This window comes from Amycolatopsis sp. CFH S0740 (assembly GCF_004522315.1).
GTDB lineage: Bacteria > Actinomycetota > Actinomycetes > Mycobacteriales > Pseudonocardiaceae > Amycolatopsis > Amycolatopsis nivea.
The window spans coordinates 21,696-36,466 of sequence record NZ_SDLS01000010.1 but is presented as its reverse complement, the minus strand read 5'-3'; the positions used below and the strand labels follow the sequence as shown (position 1 = coordinate 36,466).

The 14,771-nt window shown below is 69.5% G+C and carries 15 protein-coding genes; 7 read left to right on the top strand and 8 right to left on the bottom strand.

Translation table 11 applies throughout. The annotated features are described in order from the left end of the window. Positions 1-7: 7 nt before the first annotated feature. Positions 8-655, top strand: a complete 648-nt coding sequence (locus tag EIZ45_RS18715; protein ID WP_134665123.1) for a response regulator transcription factor — start codon at positions 8-10, stop codon at positions 653-655. Between the two features lie 37 nt (positions 656-692). On the opposite strand, the gene EIZ45_RS18710 is transcribed toward EIZ45_RS18715, so the two are convergent. Then, a complete protein-coding gene (locus tag EIZ45_RS18710; RefSeq protein ID WP_134665121.1) occupies positions 693-2,381 on the bottom strand; it encodes a 2-isopropylmalate synthase in 1,689 nt (562 codons plus the stop codon). 203 nt (positions 2,382-2,584) lie between these two features. On the opposite strand from EIZ45_RS18710, the gene EIZ45_RS18705 reads away from it, so the two are divergent. Then, positions 2,585-3,514, top strand: a complete 930-nt coding sequence (locus EIZ45_RS18705) for a LysR family transcriptional regulator (protein WP_134665119.1) — start codon at positions 2,585-2,587, stop codon at positions 3,512-3,514. Here the strand turns inward: EIZ45_RS18705 and EIZ45_RS18700 are convergent, their stop codons facing one another. From EIZ45_RS18700 to EIZ45_RS18675, 6 genes are all read right to left on the bottom strand, one after another. After that, positions 3,515-4,219, bottom strand: a complete 705-nt coding sequence (locus EIZ45_RS18700; RefSeq protein ID WP_134665117.1) for a GNAT family N-acetyltransferase — start codon at positions 4,217-4,219, stop codon at positions 3,515-3,517. Positions 4,220-4,232: 13 nt separating this feature from the next. Further along, a complete protein-coding gene (locus tag EIZ45_RS18695) occupies positions 4,233-4,964 on the bottom strand; it encodes a DUF2786 domain-containing protein (protein WP_037811165.1) in 732 nt (243 codons plus the stop codon). A gap of 230 nt (positions 4,965-5,194) precedes the next feature. Continuing rightward, complete coding sequence (locus EIZ45_RS18690) at positions 5,195-5,845, bottom strand: response regulator transcription factor (RefSeq protein ID WP_134665115.1); 651 nt, start codon at positions 5,843-5,845, stop codon at positions 5,195-5,197. After that, complete coding sequence (locus EIZ45_RS18685) at positions 5,842-6,984, bottom strand: sensor histidine kinase (protein WP_134665406.1); 1,143 nt, start codon at positions 6,982-6,984, stop codon at positions 5,842-5,844. Before EIZ45_RS18685 ends, EIZ45_RS18690 begins: the two co-directional genes overlap by 4 nt. Before the next feature lie 214 nt (positions 6,985-7,198). Then, the gene (locus EIZ45_RS18680) at positions 7,199-7,768 is read right to left on the bottom strand and encodes a TetR/AcrR family transcriptional regulator (protein ID WP_009083495.1); all 570 of its coding nucleotides are present in this window, start codon (positions 7,766-7,768) and stop codon (positions 7,199-7,201) included. Further along, entirely contained in the window at positions 7,765-8,550 is a 786-nt protein-coding gene (locus tag EIZ45_RS18675; protein ID WP_134665113.1) for an SGNH/GDSL hydrolase family protein, read from the bottom strand. Before EIZ45_RS18675 ends, EIZ45_RS18680 begins: the two co-directional genes overlap by 4 nt. A gap of 159 nt (positions 8,551-8,709) precedes the next feature. On the opposite strand from EIZ45_RS18675, the gene EIZ45_RS18670 reads away from it, so the two are divergent. From EIZ45_RS18670 to EIZ45_RS18660, 3 genes are all read left to right on the top strand, one after another. Then, positions 8,710-9,354, top strand: a complete 645-nt coding sequence (locus EIZ45_RS18670) for a lytic polysaccharide monooxygenase (protein ID WP_134665111.1) — start codon at positions 8,710-8,712, stop codon at positions 9,352-9,354. Between the two features lie 86 nt (positions 9,355-9,440). Further along, positions 9,441-10,310, top strand: coding sequence for a YwqG family protein (locus EIZ45_RS18665; RefSeq protein ID WP_134665109.1), 870 nt, complete (start codon positions 9,441-9,443; stop codon positions 10,308-10,310). A 24-nt stretch (positions 10,311-10,334) separates the two neighbouring features. Next, complete coding sequence (locus tag EIZ45_RS18660; RefSeq protein ID WP_167756490.1) at positions 10,335-11,246, top strand: NAD(P)-dependent oxidoreductase; 912 nt, start codon at positions 10,335-10,337, stop codon at positions 11,244-11,246. A 3-nt stretch (positions 11,247-11,249) separates the two neighbouring features. Here EIZ45_RS18660 and EIZ45_RS18655 read toward each other — a convergent pair whose 3' ends face one another. Beyond that, a complete protein-coding gene (locus EIZ45_RS18655) occupies positions 11,250-12,722 on the bottom strand; it encodes a helix-turn-helix domain-containing protein (protein ID WP_240690728.1) in 1,473 nt (490 codons plus the stop codon). 106 nt (positions 12,723-12,828) lie between these two features. Here EIZ45_RS18655 and adh point away from each other — a divergent pair, with 106 nt between their 5' ends. Further along, positions 12,829-14,352 carry an aldehyde dehydrogenase gene (gene adh / locus EIZ45_RS18650; RefSeq protein ID WP_037811172.1) on the top strand — a complete coding sequence of 508 codons (1,524 nt, stop codon included), beginning with the start codon at positions 12,829-12,831 and terminating at the stop codon, positions 14,350-14,352. Continuing rightward, entirely contained in the window at positions 14,352-14,723 is a 372-nt protein-coding gene (locus EIZ45_RS18645) for a DUF779 domain-containing protein (RefSeq protein WP_037811174.1), read from the top strand. The genes adh and EIZ45_RS18645 overlap by 1 nt, the downstream gene beginning before the upstream one ends. The last annotated feature ends 48 nt before the right edge of the window (positions 14,724-14,771 follow it).

Here is a 14,771-nt window from a genome sequence, read left to right as displayed (position 1 = left end):
AGAGTCGATGCGGGTCGTCCTCGCCGAAGACGAGGTGCTGCTGCGCGAGGGATTGTGCGGGTTGCTGGAGCGGTTCGGGTTCGAGGTCGTCGCCGCGGTCGGTGATGCCGAGGGGTTGCACGCCGCGGTGCGCGAGCACGGTCCGGACCTGGTGCTCACCGACATCCGGATGCCGCCCGGCCATTCCGACGAGGGCCTGCGCGCCGCGGTCGAACTGCGGCGCACGCGGCCGGAGCTGGCTGTGGTGGTGCTGAGCCAATACGTCGAACACCACCACGCGGCCGAACTGCTCGACTCCGCCGAAGGACGCGGCGTCGGCTACCTGCTGAAGGACCGGGTGGTCGACGTCGAGGAATTCGTCGCCACGCTGCGCCAGGTCGTCGACGGCGGAACGGCGGTGGATCCGCAGGTGGTGCGCCAGTTGCTGCGCCGCCGGGCCGACCCGCTCGCCCGGCTGTCGGCGCGGGAACGGGAAGTCCTGTCGCTGATCGCCGAGGGGCACTCGAACGCGTCGATCGCCCGGCGGCTGGTGGTGTCCGACGCCGCGGTGGGCAAGCACGTCGGAAGCATCCTGGCGAAACTCGACCTCCCGCCGACGGACGACGGGAATCGGCGAGTGCTGGCGGTGCTGGCTTTTCTTCGCGGTAACGGCTGAGGCGGTGCGAGCGCAGGTCGCGCTCGCACCGCTGAGCTTATGCCGCGTTTACCACTGCGGTGAGGCTGGCCGCGAGCACCGAACGGTCGCGTCCGGCTGTCCATTGTGTACCGCTGTCAGTGCGATATTCCAGCAGCGTCAACGCTTCGCTGTCGTTGCCGGAGCCGATGCTCGTCTGGTGCAAGGCCACGATGTCCACCTTCCGCCCGTGCTCGCCGAGCGCCGCGGTGAGCGCTTCGACCGGCCCGGTTCCGGTGTGCGTGCTGGTGTGCTCGATCCCGTCGACGCGCAGGGTGATGCTGGTGTGCTCGTCGGCTGAGTTTTCGAAGCGGGACAACGTGATTACCGGGTTCGGCTGGAGGTAGGCGGCTTCGAAGAGTTGCCACAGTTCGGTCGCGGTCACCTCGTGTCCGGAGCCGTCGGTGTGGCCTTGGACGCGGCGCGCGAAGTCGATCTGCAGCCGCCGCGGCAGCGCGATGCCGTACTCGTTTTCCAGCAGATAAGCGATTCCGCCCTTGCCGGACTGCGAATTGACCCGGATCACGGCGGCGTAATCGCGGCCTAGGTCGGCCGGGTCGATCGGCAGGTACGGGACGCGCCAGTCCAGATCGCGGGCGGGCACACCGGTTTCCGCGGCGCGTGCGTGATGTTCGGCGAACCCCTTCTTGATCGCGTCCTGATGGGTGCCGCTGAACGCGGTGTGCACGAGGTCGCCGACGTACGGATGCCGCGCGTGGACCTCGATCCGGTTGCAGTACTCGACGGTGCGGCGGATCTCGTCGATGTCCGAGAAGTCGATCATCGGGTCGACGCCCTGTGCGTGCAGGTTCAGCGCGAGCGTCGTCAAGTCGACGTTCCCGGTGCGCTCGCCGTTGCCGAAAATGCAGCCCTCGACGCGCTCGGCACCGGCCAGCACGGCGAGTTCGGCGCAGGCGACGCCGGTGCCGCGGTCGTTGTGCGGGTGCACGGAGAGGATTACCGAATCGCGGCGCGCGAGGTTGCGGTGCATGTATTCGATCTGGTCGGCGTACACGTTGGGCGTCGCGATCTCGACGGTCGCCGGCAGGTTGAGGATCACCGGACGGTCCGGGCTCGCCTGCCAGGTTTCGGTGACCGCGTCGCAGACTTCCAGGACGTAGTCGGGTTCGGTGAGGTTGAAGACCTCGGGGGAGAACTCGAAGCGGATGTTCGGCCGGTCGCCGGCCGCGCGCAGAACGTCGCGGGCGCCGTCGAGGATCAGTTCTTTCAGCGACGCTCGATCGTGGCCGAGGACCACCGTGCGCCAGGTCGGCGCGGTGGCGGTGTACAGGTGGATCACGACGTCGTTGCGGATGCCGCGGACGGACTCGACGGTGCGCTCGATCAGGTCCCGCCGTGCCAGGGTGAACACGACGATGGTGACGTCTTCCGGAGCCAGGTCGGTGTCCGCGAGCAGCCGGACGAAGTCGTAGTCGGTCTGCGAGGCGGACGGGTAGCCGACCTCGATTTCCTTGTACCCCATGCTGATCATCAGCTCGAAGAACCGGCGTTTGCGCGCCGGGTCCATCGGTTCGGCCAGCGCCTGGTTGCCGTCGCGCAGGTCGACCGGCACCCAGAGCGGGGCTTGCGTGATCCGGTTGCCGGGCCAGGCGCGGCCGGTGTTGGGGACGTCGACGCGCTGGTAGACGTCGCGGTAGCGGTACGACGGCATGCGAGAGGGTCGCTGCCGGTTCCAAACGGTGTTCATCTGCGGTCCTTCGAGTGGTCGGGAGCCGACCGGCGCGCGTGCTTGCCCCACGGCGGGGGGCCGGTCCGGTCAGGCCCCGCCGTGGCGGCGAAGGAGAAGGAAGCGCGTGAACATCGAGGCGGAGCGTAGCACAACTCCTCAGACAAGTAGCGGGGTTGGGCTGACTCGCCACGGCGGGCGGCGCGAGCGCTTAGGATTGGCCCGTGGAGCTGGAATTCGTGCGGACCTTCGTCGCCGTCGTGGACGGAGGGCAGTTCCAGGAAGCGGCCGCGGAGCTGGGGATCACGCAGCAAGCAGTGTCCAAACGCGTCGGCGCGCTGGAACGCGAGCTAGGGGTGCAGTTGTTCACCCGCACCGCGCGCGGGGCCCGGTTGAGCAGCGACGGCGAGGCGTTCCTGCCGCACGCCCGGGTACTGCTCGACGCCGAGAAAAGCGCGCTCGCCGCGGTGCGCCCGGAGCAGCGGCCGTTGCGGGTGGACGTGCTGAACCGGCGGACCAAGTCGGCGCAGCTGGCACTGAGCTTCCACCGGGCGTTCCCGGAGGTGGAGCTGGAGATCGTGACCACCGGCGCCGAGTTGAGCTTTGACGCCGCCGTCGCCGCGGTCGCGGCCGGTTCGGTCGACGCGGCGTTCCGCGGGGTGCCGAAGCGCGACCTGCCGGGCGGCGTGACGAGCGGGGTGGTGGACTACGACGCGCACGAGCTGCTGGTCGGCCCGCGCCACCCGTTCGCCGACCTGCCGTCGGTGCCGATCGCGAAACTCGTCGGCCATCGGATCTGGATGCCGGGGCTGTCGGCGAGCATGGAATGGGGCGCGTACTACGCGGAGCTGGCCGAGGCGTTCGACCTGACCATCGACGTGTCCGGTCCGGTCTTCGGCAACGAAACGATGCTGGACGAACTGGCGACCTCGCCGGACCTGGCGACGTTCGTGGGCGCTGGCTCGCGCTACTTCTGGCCGGACGAGTACGACCTCCGCCGCGTGCTGGTGGTCGACCCGACGCCGGTGTACCCGATGTCGCTGCTGTGGCGGCGCGAGCCCGCGCATCCGGACGTGCGGAAGCTGCGCGATCACCTGGTGACCGGGCAGGAACCAGGGGACGGGGTTTGGCTGCCTGGCTGGGAGCAGGCGTAGTCAGAGCGGGTGCTCGTACCAGACGTTCGGCTCGACGTACACGCCCAGATCCTGTTCCGTCGACGCCAGCACCGGGGCGATTCCGCCGGGCACGACGGTGTGGCCGTCTTCGAGCCGGATGCCGGTCCACTGCTCCCACTGCGCGAGCGTGCCGGTGACGGTCATCGCGAACGGCGCGATCTTCCGGAATTTCGCGCCCAGCCGCTCGTGACTGCGCAGCCACGGATCGGTGCCTCGGCCGAGATAGTCCACAATGGACTCCAAGGGCGGTTTGCCGGTGGGCCGCACCGGCACGACCAGCCGGGAAAGCCCAGCCCGGCGCGCCCGGTTCTGCAACTCCACGAGCGCTTGGGCGGCAATCCCTTGCCCGCGCGCGGATTCCGCGACGTACACCTCCAGCGCGACCAGCGTGGTGGGTTCCCGTCCGTCGAGGTGGTCTTCGGCGGCCCAGACGAGAGCACCGTCCCAGCCGTGGTCAGGCAGTTCAGTCCGCTCTGAGGTGGGGAAGGCGACGGGTATCGCCGCCGCCCGCGCTACCGGAACATTGTCGTCGAGGAGGACCAGGAAAAACTCCGGGGCGATCCGCCTCGAGCTCGCCAGCCCGGCGGTGAGGCCCTGACCGAGGAACTCCCCGCCGACGAATCCCAGCTGGAGCGCGGGAACGCGCAGCTCCGGCCGGGCGGCGAGGTCTTCGATGCGCAGCACGACACCCTCCAGGTCAGCGCACCGGGAGCGCTGACCGCCGCCTTCCCAGCGCCGCCGGGTCGAGATTCGCCCGGGTCCCGGCCCGGTGCCCCTCCCGGTACCCGGACCCCGACAACCGTCGCGGAGCCGCCGAGCGCAGATCGCCGTACTCGCGGTCGAAGGCTTGCTGCACCAGCGCCGTCCGGTCCCGCACCACCAGTTCCGCCGACTTCCCGCCGGCGACGTCGGAGTACGTCCGCGCGGCGTTCTCCTCCGCCGCGGTCAGCCGTTCGTGCACCGCGCGCGCGAAACCGTGCAGCCACGTCCGCCGGTACGCCGCCAGCGATTCGCGGAACACCCGTTCCTCCGGCCGCACCCGGGTGAGCTGCGTGCTCGCCTGCAGCAACAGGCTGGTGAACAGCAGCTCGACCCGAGCGAGGTCGGTGCGGAAGCCGAACACGGTGACCTCTTCGACCCCTTGGCCGACCCGGTGCAGCAAGGTCCGGCAGCGCAACGGGTACGCGATGCTGGTGAGCAGGCTGGCTTTGTCACGGCTGTACGGATTGGAGATCGGCAGCTTCAGCACCGTGATGTCGTCGCCGCTTTGCCCGGACGCGGCCAGCATCGCGTTGTCGATCCCGTGCCGCGCGATCAGCTGCGCCGCTTTGGTGTTGTACAGCTCGGCTTCGGCGGGCGTGACGGCCGGGTCCTCGGCCTTGGCCAGCAGCTTCCGCACGCGCTCCAGCAACGTGTCGTGGTCGGGCATGACCCCCCTCTCCAGCAGGCGCGGCCCGTGCGGACCGGCATGGGGTGCACGGTAGGCGTGGGGTACGACAATATTCGATCAGATGTTCGGGAGTGACACTGGGCGCCCGGTTCGTCGCAGCCGTGGCCGGCTCGGGTCTGAACGGCCTGGTCGCGGCTGTCAGCCGAGGGTTACTGTCCACATTGGATGGACGAGAGCCGAGGAGAACGCGTGCTGCGCCGCGAATTCGGCTACCGCCCTGGCCGGACCAAACCGGTTTCGTAAGCGACGACGACCGCCTGCGCCCGGCTGGAGATGCCGAGTTTGGGCATCAGCCGGTTGAGGTGCGTCTTCACCGTCGCCTCGCTGACCAGCAACCGGGCCGCGATCTCCGCGTTCGGCATTCCCGTGCCGACCAGCCGGAGCACCTCGCGTTCGCGTTCGGTCAGCCCGCTCAGTTCCGGCGCGGGCTCCGCGGGCGGCGCGCTCGTGTAAGCCTCGACCAGCCGCCGCGTGATCGTCGGGCCGAACAGCATGTCCCCGCGCGCCACCGCCTGGATGCCGGAGATCAGCGTCTCCGGCGGGCTGTCCTTCAGCAGGAATCCGGCCGCGCCGGCCCGCAGCGCGCGGTACACGTATTCGTCGAGGTCGAAGACGGTCAGGATCAGTACGCGCGGGTGGTCCGGCCCGGCGAGGATGCGGGCGGTGGCCGACACGCCGTCGAGACCGGGCAGCCGGATGTCCATCAGGATCACCTCGGGCCGCAGTCGCGCCGCCTCGTGCACGGCCTCGATCCCGTCGCGCGCCTCGCCGACGACCTCGACGCCCGGCGCGGCGTTGAGCAGCGCGACGAGGCCAGCGCGGACGAGATCCTGGTCGTCCACCACGAGCACACTGGTCACTTCGGTTCTCCGCCGGTCCGGTCCGAGTACGGGAGGGTCAGCACCACCTCGAACCCCGCCGGTTCGCGAGGCCCGATTTCGATCTCGCCACCGTACATACGCGCCCGTTCCCGCATGCCGACGAGGCCGTGACCGGCGGGATTGCCGTCGGTGCGCGGTCCGCCGCCGGAGTCGGCGACGCTCAGCCGCAGTGCGTCGGACAGGTACTCGACGTCCAGCGTCGCGAAAGATTCCGGCGCGTGCTTCAAGACGTTCGTCAGCGCTTCCTGCGCGACCCGGTACGCGCACAGCTGCTGCCCCGACGGCAACGTCCGCGGCGTTCCGGCGACCCGCATCCGCACGGTCAGCCCGGCCTCGCGGACCCGGCTGACCAGCGAGGGAAGCTCTTCGAGACCCGGCTGTGGACGGTATTCGCCCGGCTCGTGGTGCGGCGGCCGCAGCACGCTGAGCAGGCGGCGGAGTTCGTCCAGCGCCTCGGTGGTCGTGCCGGTGATCGTGTCGAGCGCGCCGCGTGCGGTGTCCGGCGCGGACTCGAAGACGTACCGCGCGAGGTTGGCCTGCACGGAGATCACCGACAGATGGTGCGAGACAACGTCGTGCAGTTCGCGGGCGATGCGCAGCCGCTCCTCGACGACCGCCAGTTCGGCGCGGTCGGCCCGTTCCGCGGTCGCGTGCAGGGCGAGCCCGCGGAGGTAGACCGAGTGTCCAATAAGGACGGTCGCGGACGCTTGCAGCACCGCGATCACCGTGTCGCCGATCGGATTCGAACTGTCGCCGACGAGCATCGTGACCTCGAAGCCGGCCACCGCGAACAGCGACGGCGGCCAGGCTTGCCGAACCGGATAGCGCGCCCACACGGTGTACGCGGCGATCAGCAGGTCAGGACGGCCGAGCGTCGCGCGGTACCCGGCCAGTGCGAACGCGCCGACCAGCAGGGTCACCGCGAGCAGCACGGTGATCGGGTAGCGCCGGCGGATCACCAGCGGTGCCGCGCCCGCCGCGGCGAGCAGCAGCCCGAACAGCCCCGGCCGGTCGCCGAGGGAGCCGTGGTGGACCGCCGCTCCGGCAAACAGGAATAGTCCGACCGCGGCTGCCAGCAGCGAATCCGTGCACAGCGGCCGCGCCCGCAGGATCCGCATCACGCGCCCGAAACTACCTGCCTGACCGGCGGTTTCCCAATTCCGTACCGCGATCGCGGCAGGCCGCCTACCGCCAGGGTTTACCCGAGGCTGCGGCGAAGGGCGGATTCCGCGGACGCGATCGAGCGGTTACGGTCGTTTTTGAATGGTCATCCATTCCCGCTGTTCGGCGGAGAGCCAGGGGTGGGGAGGATTCCGGGCTCTCCGCTGAGCTTCACCCCAGATACGCGTCGAGCGTCACCGCCAACGCCGATTCCGGCGAAGGCGCGAAGCTGGCTCCGGCCAGCCCGCCCCACAACCACAGCTGCGCGAGACCGTGCAACGCGGCCCACAGCGACGCCGCGACCAGCCGAGGATCCGTACCCGGACGCAGTCGATCGTCGTCCGCTTCGGCGCGGTCGAGCCGCACTAGTTCGGCGAAGGTGTCGAAGACGGCGCTGCTGGCCGCGACCAGCCCTGGCTCCTCCGGGTCGATGAGGTCGCGACGGAACATCAGCTCGAACATGGCGGGGTTCGCCACCGCGAAGTCGACGTACGCGTGACAGGCGGCCGTGACGCGTTCGCGCGGGGTGCCGTCGGGCAACTGTGCGCCGCGATGGAGCAGCTGTGTGAAGCCAAGCGTCGCTACGGCGGACAGCAACTCCGCGCGTCCCGAGAAGTGGCGAAGCGGTGCACCGTGCGACACGCCTGCCGCCTTCGCGATACCGCGCAACGTCACGGCCTCGACGCCGGAGCCGACGAGCAGATCCGCTGCGGTGCGGATCAACCGCTGTCGCGCGCTCATACCTGAGCTTCGGAGAAGGCCACCGGCAGCAGCTCCGGACGCTTCGGCAGGAAGCCGTCGCCAGGGGACCGGCCGGTGAGCCGGTTGCGCAGCCGCGTGATCCCGACCGGCAGCACCTCCTGCCACAGCCAGCGCAGGTCGGCGATCGCGCTGCCCTGCGCCGGAGCGCCGGGAAGCGGCTCCAGCCAGCTGCCGTCGTGCGTGACGCCGAGCCGGTCGAGCACGTGCCCGGCGACGCGCAGATGCCCGGCCTGCGACAGGTGCAGCCGGTCCGGCCCGAAGTAGCGCGAATCGTGCGCGGCCTGGTCCGGCCACAGGTCGACGAGCTTCGCGCCGTAGCTGACCGAGGCCTCGCGGATCGCGTCGTTGAGCGCGGTGACCCGCGGTCGCATCCGCCCGCCGAGCGGCATGCGATGCGCGATGTCGCTCAAGGTGAAGGTGACGACGGTGGGCGCGATCTGGGTGCACTGCCGGATCGCGGTGTCGACGCGCCGAGCGACCGTGCGAGCGTCCCAGCCGCGGCTCATCACGTCATTGCCGCCGCCGAACAACGCGATCAGATCCGGTTCGTGCCGTTCGGCCGCAGGCAGCTGCTCCGCGGCGATCTGGTCCAGCCGCCGCCCGCGAACGGCGAGATTGGCGTAGCGGAAAGCGGTTTCGTCGCGCGCGAGCCGCCCGGCGACGTAATCCGCCCAGCCGCGGTACCGGCTGTGATCCGGGTAGGGATCGTCCAGCCCCTCCGCGCAGCTGTCGCCGACGGCGACGAACGTGTGGAAACCCATTCCGCTCTCCGTAACCCCTGGTTCATCTTGTAGACACTGTCTATCAAAGTAGGTAGACGGTGTCTACCTCGGGGGCGTCCGACTTTCGGGTCTACAGCGCGCCGCTGCCGCTCCCTTACCCTTGGGTGTGGTCTAGACCTCTCATGAGAGGAACCCGCGATGAAGTTTTCCCGCTCCGCCGTCAAAGTCGGGATACTGACCGCCGTGCTCGGGACGGTTTCGGTGTTCACCGCCGTCCCCGCCCTCGCGCACGGTTCGATGGGCAACCCGATCAGCCGGATCATGCAGTGTTTCCAGGAGGGTCCGGAGAATCCGCAGTCCGCCGCGTGCAAGGCCGCCATCGCGGTCGGCGACAGCTGGCCGATCTACGACTGGGACGAGGTCAACATCGGCGACGCCAGCGGCCGCAGCCGCGAGATCATTCCGGACGGCAAGCTGTGCAGCGCCGGCCGGGACAAGTACAAGGGGCTCGACCTCGCCCGCGACGACTGGCCGGCGACCACGTTGCCGAGCGGCGGCCCGTACACCTTCCAGTACCAGCTGACCGCCGCGCACGAGGGCACCTTCGAGCTGTACGTCACCAAGCCGGGCTACGACCCGACGAAACCGCTCAAGTGGTCCGACCTCGAAGACACCCCGTTCTACAAGCAGGACAACCCGCCGATCGCGGGCAACGCCTATCAGCTCCAGGCGAACATCCCCGCCGGGCGCACCGGCCGGCACTTGATTTACTCGATCTGGCAACGCCATTGGCCCGATTCCGGCGAGGCCTTCTACTCCTGCTCGGACGTGATCTTCCCCTGATCGCGGCGCCCGGCAGGGGCGGCGAAGACCTCTGCCGGGCAAGCTGCTCGAGCGTTTTTGTCGGTGTGCCGCGCCATCATGACGGAGTGACGGCATGGAAAGATCGACTCAGCGCTCTCGCTCAGGATCGGCTGCCCGCTGAGGTGGCGGCCAAATGGATCGAGTTGTTTCAACCCGGAATCCGGCTGGTGTCCCGCGGCACCGGTCCACGGGTGGGGCAGCTCGGCGGAAACCCGGCGTTGCCGGAAGCGGTGGAATGGCCTGCCTGGGCGGACCATGGGCCGCTGACGTTCGTCGCCGCGGTGGACTGCGCGACGCTGCCGCGCGAGTTCGTGACCATCCCGCTGCCGGAGGCCGGAACGCTGTTGTTCTTCTGCTTCGACGGCCGCTACACCCCCGATCGCTACCAGCACGATCTGCCCCGCGACGCCGACGGGTACCGAGTGCTCTTCGTGCCCGCAGGCACTCCCGTCGCCGAACGAACGCCCCCGTCCGGCCTCGATCCGTACCCGCGCCGGGACGTTGTCGCGGAAATCGTGGCCACCGCGCCGGAACGAGAGCACTTCCTGCTGGACCACACCACGATCGCGAGCGGAGAGTCTCTGGCCGAAGCGGTCAAGACGGTCCTCGGTCCTGGGCGGGCAGGCACCGATGTGTTCGGGGAGATGACGTGGGAAGTCGCCCAGGGCACGCGGCGGCATCAGGTCGGCGGCCTTGCCGCACCAGTCCAGGGTGCCGTGGAGAACGAGATCGCGGCGGAAGTGCTCGAGGGCGGGTGGGAAGATCCGCGGCACAAGGAGGAAGCGGCCCGCTGGGTGCTGCTCGCCCAGTTCGACAGCGCCGAGGAAACCGACATGATGTGGGGCGACGTCGGAATGTTGTACTGGCTCATCCGGCCGGACGATTTGAAGGCAGGCCGGTTCGACGCTGCCCGCTGCTTGATGCAGTGCGGCTGACGACAAGCCCGAATGGAACGGACCATGAAGATCTTGGTGGTGGGCGGCAGCGGACTGCTGGGCCAGCACGTGCTCGACGAACTGCGGAACCGCGGGCACGAGACGACCGCCGTCGCGCGGACGGCGCGTGCAGGAGTCGACCGGACGCTCGACGTCTCGAAGGCTTCGCACGCCGAGCTGCGCGAAGCACTCGACGGACAGGATGGTGTCGTCTTCGCCGGTGGCATGGACGACCGTGCGGTCGGACGCGGACCGGTCGAGCCTCGGCTGCGCGCGGGCAATGTCGCGCCTGTCGCCGCGTTGTTGCGCGCGGCGCGCGAAGCAGGCTGTACGCGCGCGGCGGTGCTCGGGTCGTACTACACGTACTTCGACCGCGTACACCCTGAGTGGGGGTTGGCCGCGAAGCATCCGTACGTGCGTAGTCGGCTGGAGCAGGCCCGCGTCGCGCGCGAAACGGCTGGGCCGGGGTTGCAGGTGGCGGTGATCGAGGTGCCGTTTGTCTTCGGCGTTGCGGAGGACCGGGTGCCGCAGTGGTCGGTGCCGATCGTCAAGTGGGTCCGTTCCAACTCGCCGCTCTTCGCGCCTCCCGGCGGGACCGCGGCGACGAGTGCGCGCGGCGTTGGCGTCGCGACGGTGGACGCGCTGGAGCAAGCATCCGGCGCGGATGTCCCGGTAGCAGAGGAAAATCTCCAGTGGGCGGACATGTTCGCCCGGCTGGCGGCAGCAGCGGGACGACCGCGCCGGGTCCGGCCCATGCCCTCCTGGCCGGTGCGCGGTGCGTTCAAGCTCGGCGGATTTCTCAACGGGCTGAGCGGAAAACAGCCGGGGCTGACGGTGCAGCACATGGACGGCTTGTTGCTGCGGGAGTTGTATTTGGAGCTGAATTACCCGGCTCCGGTGGACGAGGCGATCAGGGAGACTGCTGTGGCACGGTAAGAATCAACCCAGCCGGGCCCGATGCGTCCGCACCGCCGCCAACCGCGGATCCGACGGTTCGAGCACCGAGGCCAGCGCGTCCAGGATCGCCAGATCATCGACACCACAGGAGGTTTCCCAGAACGCCCACAACGTGTCCGCGTCCCGGCTGTTCAACGCGAGCTGCCGGACCTGCGCGCTGATCGACTCGCGTTCCTCCAGGATCGCGGGCGATTCCGACTCCGCGAGCAGCGGGCCCTGGAACGACCGGACCGCCGCCGCGGCGTCCCCGGCGCGCAGAGCTGCTTTGGCGCGCAGGAAATCCGCGTCCACCGTGGCCGCGAGGCGGTACGGGCGCGTCTGCAGCACCCCGGTGCCGAGCTGGGTGCGCAACCGGTGGATCTCGGCGCGCACGGTCACCGGATTGCCGGTCTCGCCGTACAGCTGCAGCGCCAGCTTCTCCGCCGACAAACCGCGCGGCTGAAGCGCAAGCAGAGTCAGCAATTCGGCGTGCCGCAGGGTGAACGGGATGTCCCGACCGTCCACAGTGGTCGATCCAGGGCCATCGGTGAGGTACTCGAGCGACAACTTCCGCCGGGTCGCGGAGCCGGACGTGGCGATCCGCAGGAGGTAGCCCTCGTCGAGCGGGTCGACGGTGGCGATCCGGCCGTCCGGGAGCGTCACGGTGCCGCCGCCTTTCCGTACCTCCACAGTGGACGGAAGGGTGCACGCTTCGGCGGCCAGCACCCGTCCGCCCGCTGAAAGGAGCGCGCCGGGGCGTCCGCGCAACGACGCCAGGTGCGGCATGTTCGCCCGCCGCACCTTCTCGTCGCGGACCGCCAGCTGCGCTCGCAACCGCCCCTCGGCGAGCTGCGCGGTGGCCGTGACCAGCGACAACATCGCCGGATGCACCGTGCGCAGAGGTCCGCTGACGTCGATCGAACCGAGCAACGCGCCGGTGTCCGGATCGCGTACGGGGGCCGCCGCGCAGGTCCACGTGTGATAGCGGCGGACGAGGTGTTCGGCGGAGTAGATCTGCACCGGCTGCCCGGTCGCGAGCGTGGTGCCCATCGCGTTCGTGCCGATCGCCTCTTCGCTCCACCGCGTGCCCTCGGTGAGCGCGACCTGGTCCGCGCGCAGCAGCACGCCGGTCGCGCCCTCCCGCCACAGGATGAGCCCGTTCGCGTCGGTCACGATCATCATGTGCTCGGCGTCGTCGGCGATGCTCACCAGCATCTCGCGCAACAGCGGCAGCACCGGGGCCAGCGGATGTTCCGCGCGCAGGTCGGAGAGCTCGTCCGCCTCGCAGATCAGCGGGGCCTCGCCGGCGTCCGGGTCGACGCGCGCGGCCAGCGAGCGTTCCCACGACGCTGACACCACCGAGCGCGGCGAACGCGGCGAGGTGGACCCGGACAGCACCGCCTCGCGGACATGCCGGAGCAGCCGCGCGTACGACTCCGGATCGCGCAACAGGTCGGGTTCGGGCGCCTCTGCCACGTCAACGAGAGTAGAGACCCTGGTCACAAGGCTGCAACGTCGGCGCAACGTTGCCCGGCCTACGGTCGCCGCCGACCGTCACCGACCAGCAACGAGGCAGGGCAAGATGGCCGTATACGCCGCACCGAACACCGACGGCTCCGTCGTCGACTACGAGACCCGCTACGACCACTACATCGGCGGCGAATACGTCGCGCCGGCCGGCGGGCAGTACTTCGAGAACCCGACGCCGGTGACCGGGAAGACCTTCACCGAGATCGCCCGCGGGACGGCGGCCGACATCGACCGGGCGCTCGACGCGGCCGAGGGCGCCGCGCCCGCGTGGGGCCGCACCTCGCCCGAGGAGCGCGCGAACATCCTGCTCAAGATCGCCGACCGGATGGAGCAGAACCTCGAGAAGATCGCGGTCGCCGAGTCCTGGGAGAACGGCAAGCCGGTCCGCGAGACCCTCGCCGCGGACATCCCGCTCGCGATCGACCACTTCCGCTACTTCGCCGGCGCGCTGCGCGCCCAGGAGGGCGGCATCTCGCAGATCGACGACAACACCGTCGCCTATCACTTCCACGAGCCGCTCGGCGTCGTCGCGCAGATCATCCCGTGGAACTTCCCGCTGCTGATGGCGGTCTGGAAGCTCGCCCCGGCGCTGGCCGCGGGCAACGCGATCGTGCTGAAGCCCGCCGAGCAGACCCCGGCGTCGATCCACCTGCTGCTGTCGATCATCGGCGACCTGATCCCGCCGGGCGTGCTGAACATCGTCAACGGCTTCGGCGTCGAGGCGGGCAAACCGCTCGCGTCGAGCAACCGCGTGCGCAAGGTCGCGTTCACCGGCGAGACCACCACCGGGCGGCTGATTCTGCAGTACGCCAGCGAAAACATCATCCCGGTGACGGTCGAACTGGGCGGCAAGAGCCCGAACATCTTCTTCGACGACGTCGCCGCGGCCAACGACGCGTTCTACGACAAGGCGCAGGAGGGCTTCGCGCTCTTCGCACTGAACCAGGGCGAGGTCTGCACCTGCCCGTCGCGCGCGCTGATCCAGTCCGGCATCTACGACCGGTTCCTCGGCGACGCGGTCGAGCGCGTGAAGAAGATCAAGCAGGGCAACCCGCTCGACACCGAGACGATGATCGGCGCGCAGGCCTCGAACGACCAGCTCGAGAAAATCCTGTCCTACATCGACATCGGCAAGCAGGAGGGCGCGAAGGTCCTGACCGGCGGCGCGCAGTCCGACCTCGGCGGCGACCTGTCCGGCGGCTACTACGTGCAGCCGACGGTCTTCGAGGGCGACAACAAGATGCGCATCTTCCAGGAGGAGATCTTCGGCCCGGTGGTGTCCGTGGCGAAGTTCGACGACTACGACGACGCGCTGAAGATCGCCAACGACACCCTGTACGGCCTCGGCGCCGGCGTCTGGTCCCGCGACGGCAACACCGCCTACCGCGCGGGCCGCGACATCCAGGCCGGCCGCGTGTGGGTGAACAACTACCACGCCTACCCGGCACACGCGGCCTTCGGCGGCTACAAGGCGTCCGGCATCGGCCGCGAGAACCACAAGATGATGCTGGACCACTACCAGCAGACGAAGAACATGCTGGTCTCCTACTCCGACCAGGCGCTGGGCTTCTTCTGATGCCGCAGCGGGTGGACCTGACCCCAGCCGCCGCCGACCTCCTGCGGCGGCTGGTGCCAGTCCACGGACCGGTGATGTTCCACCAGTCCGGCGGATGCTGCGACGGCAGCGCCCCGATGTGCTACCCGGCCGGCGAATTCCGGGTCGGAGCTCGCGACGTCCATCTGGGCGACCTGACGGTGGAGGGCATCGACGCGGTGCCGGTATGGATGTCCGGTCCGCAATTCGAGTACTGGCGGCATACGCACCTGACGATCGACGTGGTGCCGGGACGGGGGAGCGGGTTCTCTTTGGAGGCTCCGGAGGGGGTGCGGTTCCTGATCCGGTCCCGGTTGCTCAGCGACGAGGAGTCGGCTGAGCTGAACGGATAACCGGACAGGTCCGCTACGGCGGCGCCCGGTGAGTGTTTCCCGCTCACC

Coding starts and splice junctions, on each gene's coding strand:
- EIZ45_RS18715 (WP_134665123.1), top strand. CDS start 8: ATGCGGGTCGTCCTCGCCGAAGACGAGGTGCTGCTGCGCGAGGGATTG.
- EIZ45_RS18710 (WP_134665121.1), bottom strand. CDS start 2,381: ATGAACACCGTTTGGAACCGGCAGCGACCCTCTCGCATGCCGTCGTAC.
- EIZ45_RS18695 (WP_037811165.1), bottom strand. CDS start 4,964: ATGCCCGACCACGACACGTTGCTGGAGCGCGTGCGGAAGCTGCTGGCC.
- EIZ45_RS18685 (WP_134665406.1), bottom strand. CDS start 6,984: ATGCGGATCCTGCGGGCGCGGCCGCTGTGCACGGATTCGCTGCTGGCA.
- EIZ45_RS18680 (WP_009083495.1), bottom strand. CDS start 7,768: ATGAGCGCGCGACAGCGGTTGATCCGCACCGCAGCGGATCTGCTCGTC.
- EIZ45_RS18675 (WP_134665113.1), bottom strand. CDS start 8,550: ATGGGTTTCCACACGTTCGTCGCCGTCGGCGACAGCTGCGCGGAGGGG.
- EIZ45_RS18670 (WP_134665111.1), top strand. CDS start 8,710: ATGAAGTTTTCCCGCTCCGCCGTCAAAGTCGGGATACTGACCGCCGTG.
- EIZ45_RS18660 (WP_167756490.1), top strand. CDS start 10,335: ATGAAGATCTTGGTGGTGGGCGGCAGCGGACTGCTGGGCCAGCACGTG.
- adh (WP_037811172.1), top strand. CDS start 12,829: ATGGCCGTATACGCCGCACCGAACACCGACGGCTCCGTCGTCGACTAC.
- EIZ45_RS18645 (WP_037811174.1), top strand. CDS start 14,352: ATGCCGCAGCGGGTGGACCTGACCCCAGCCGCCGCCGACCTCCTGCGG.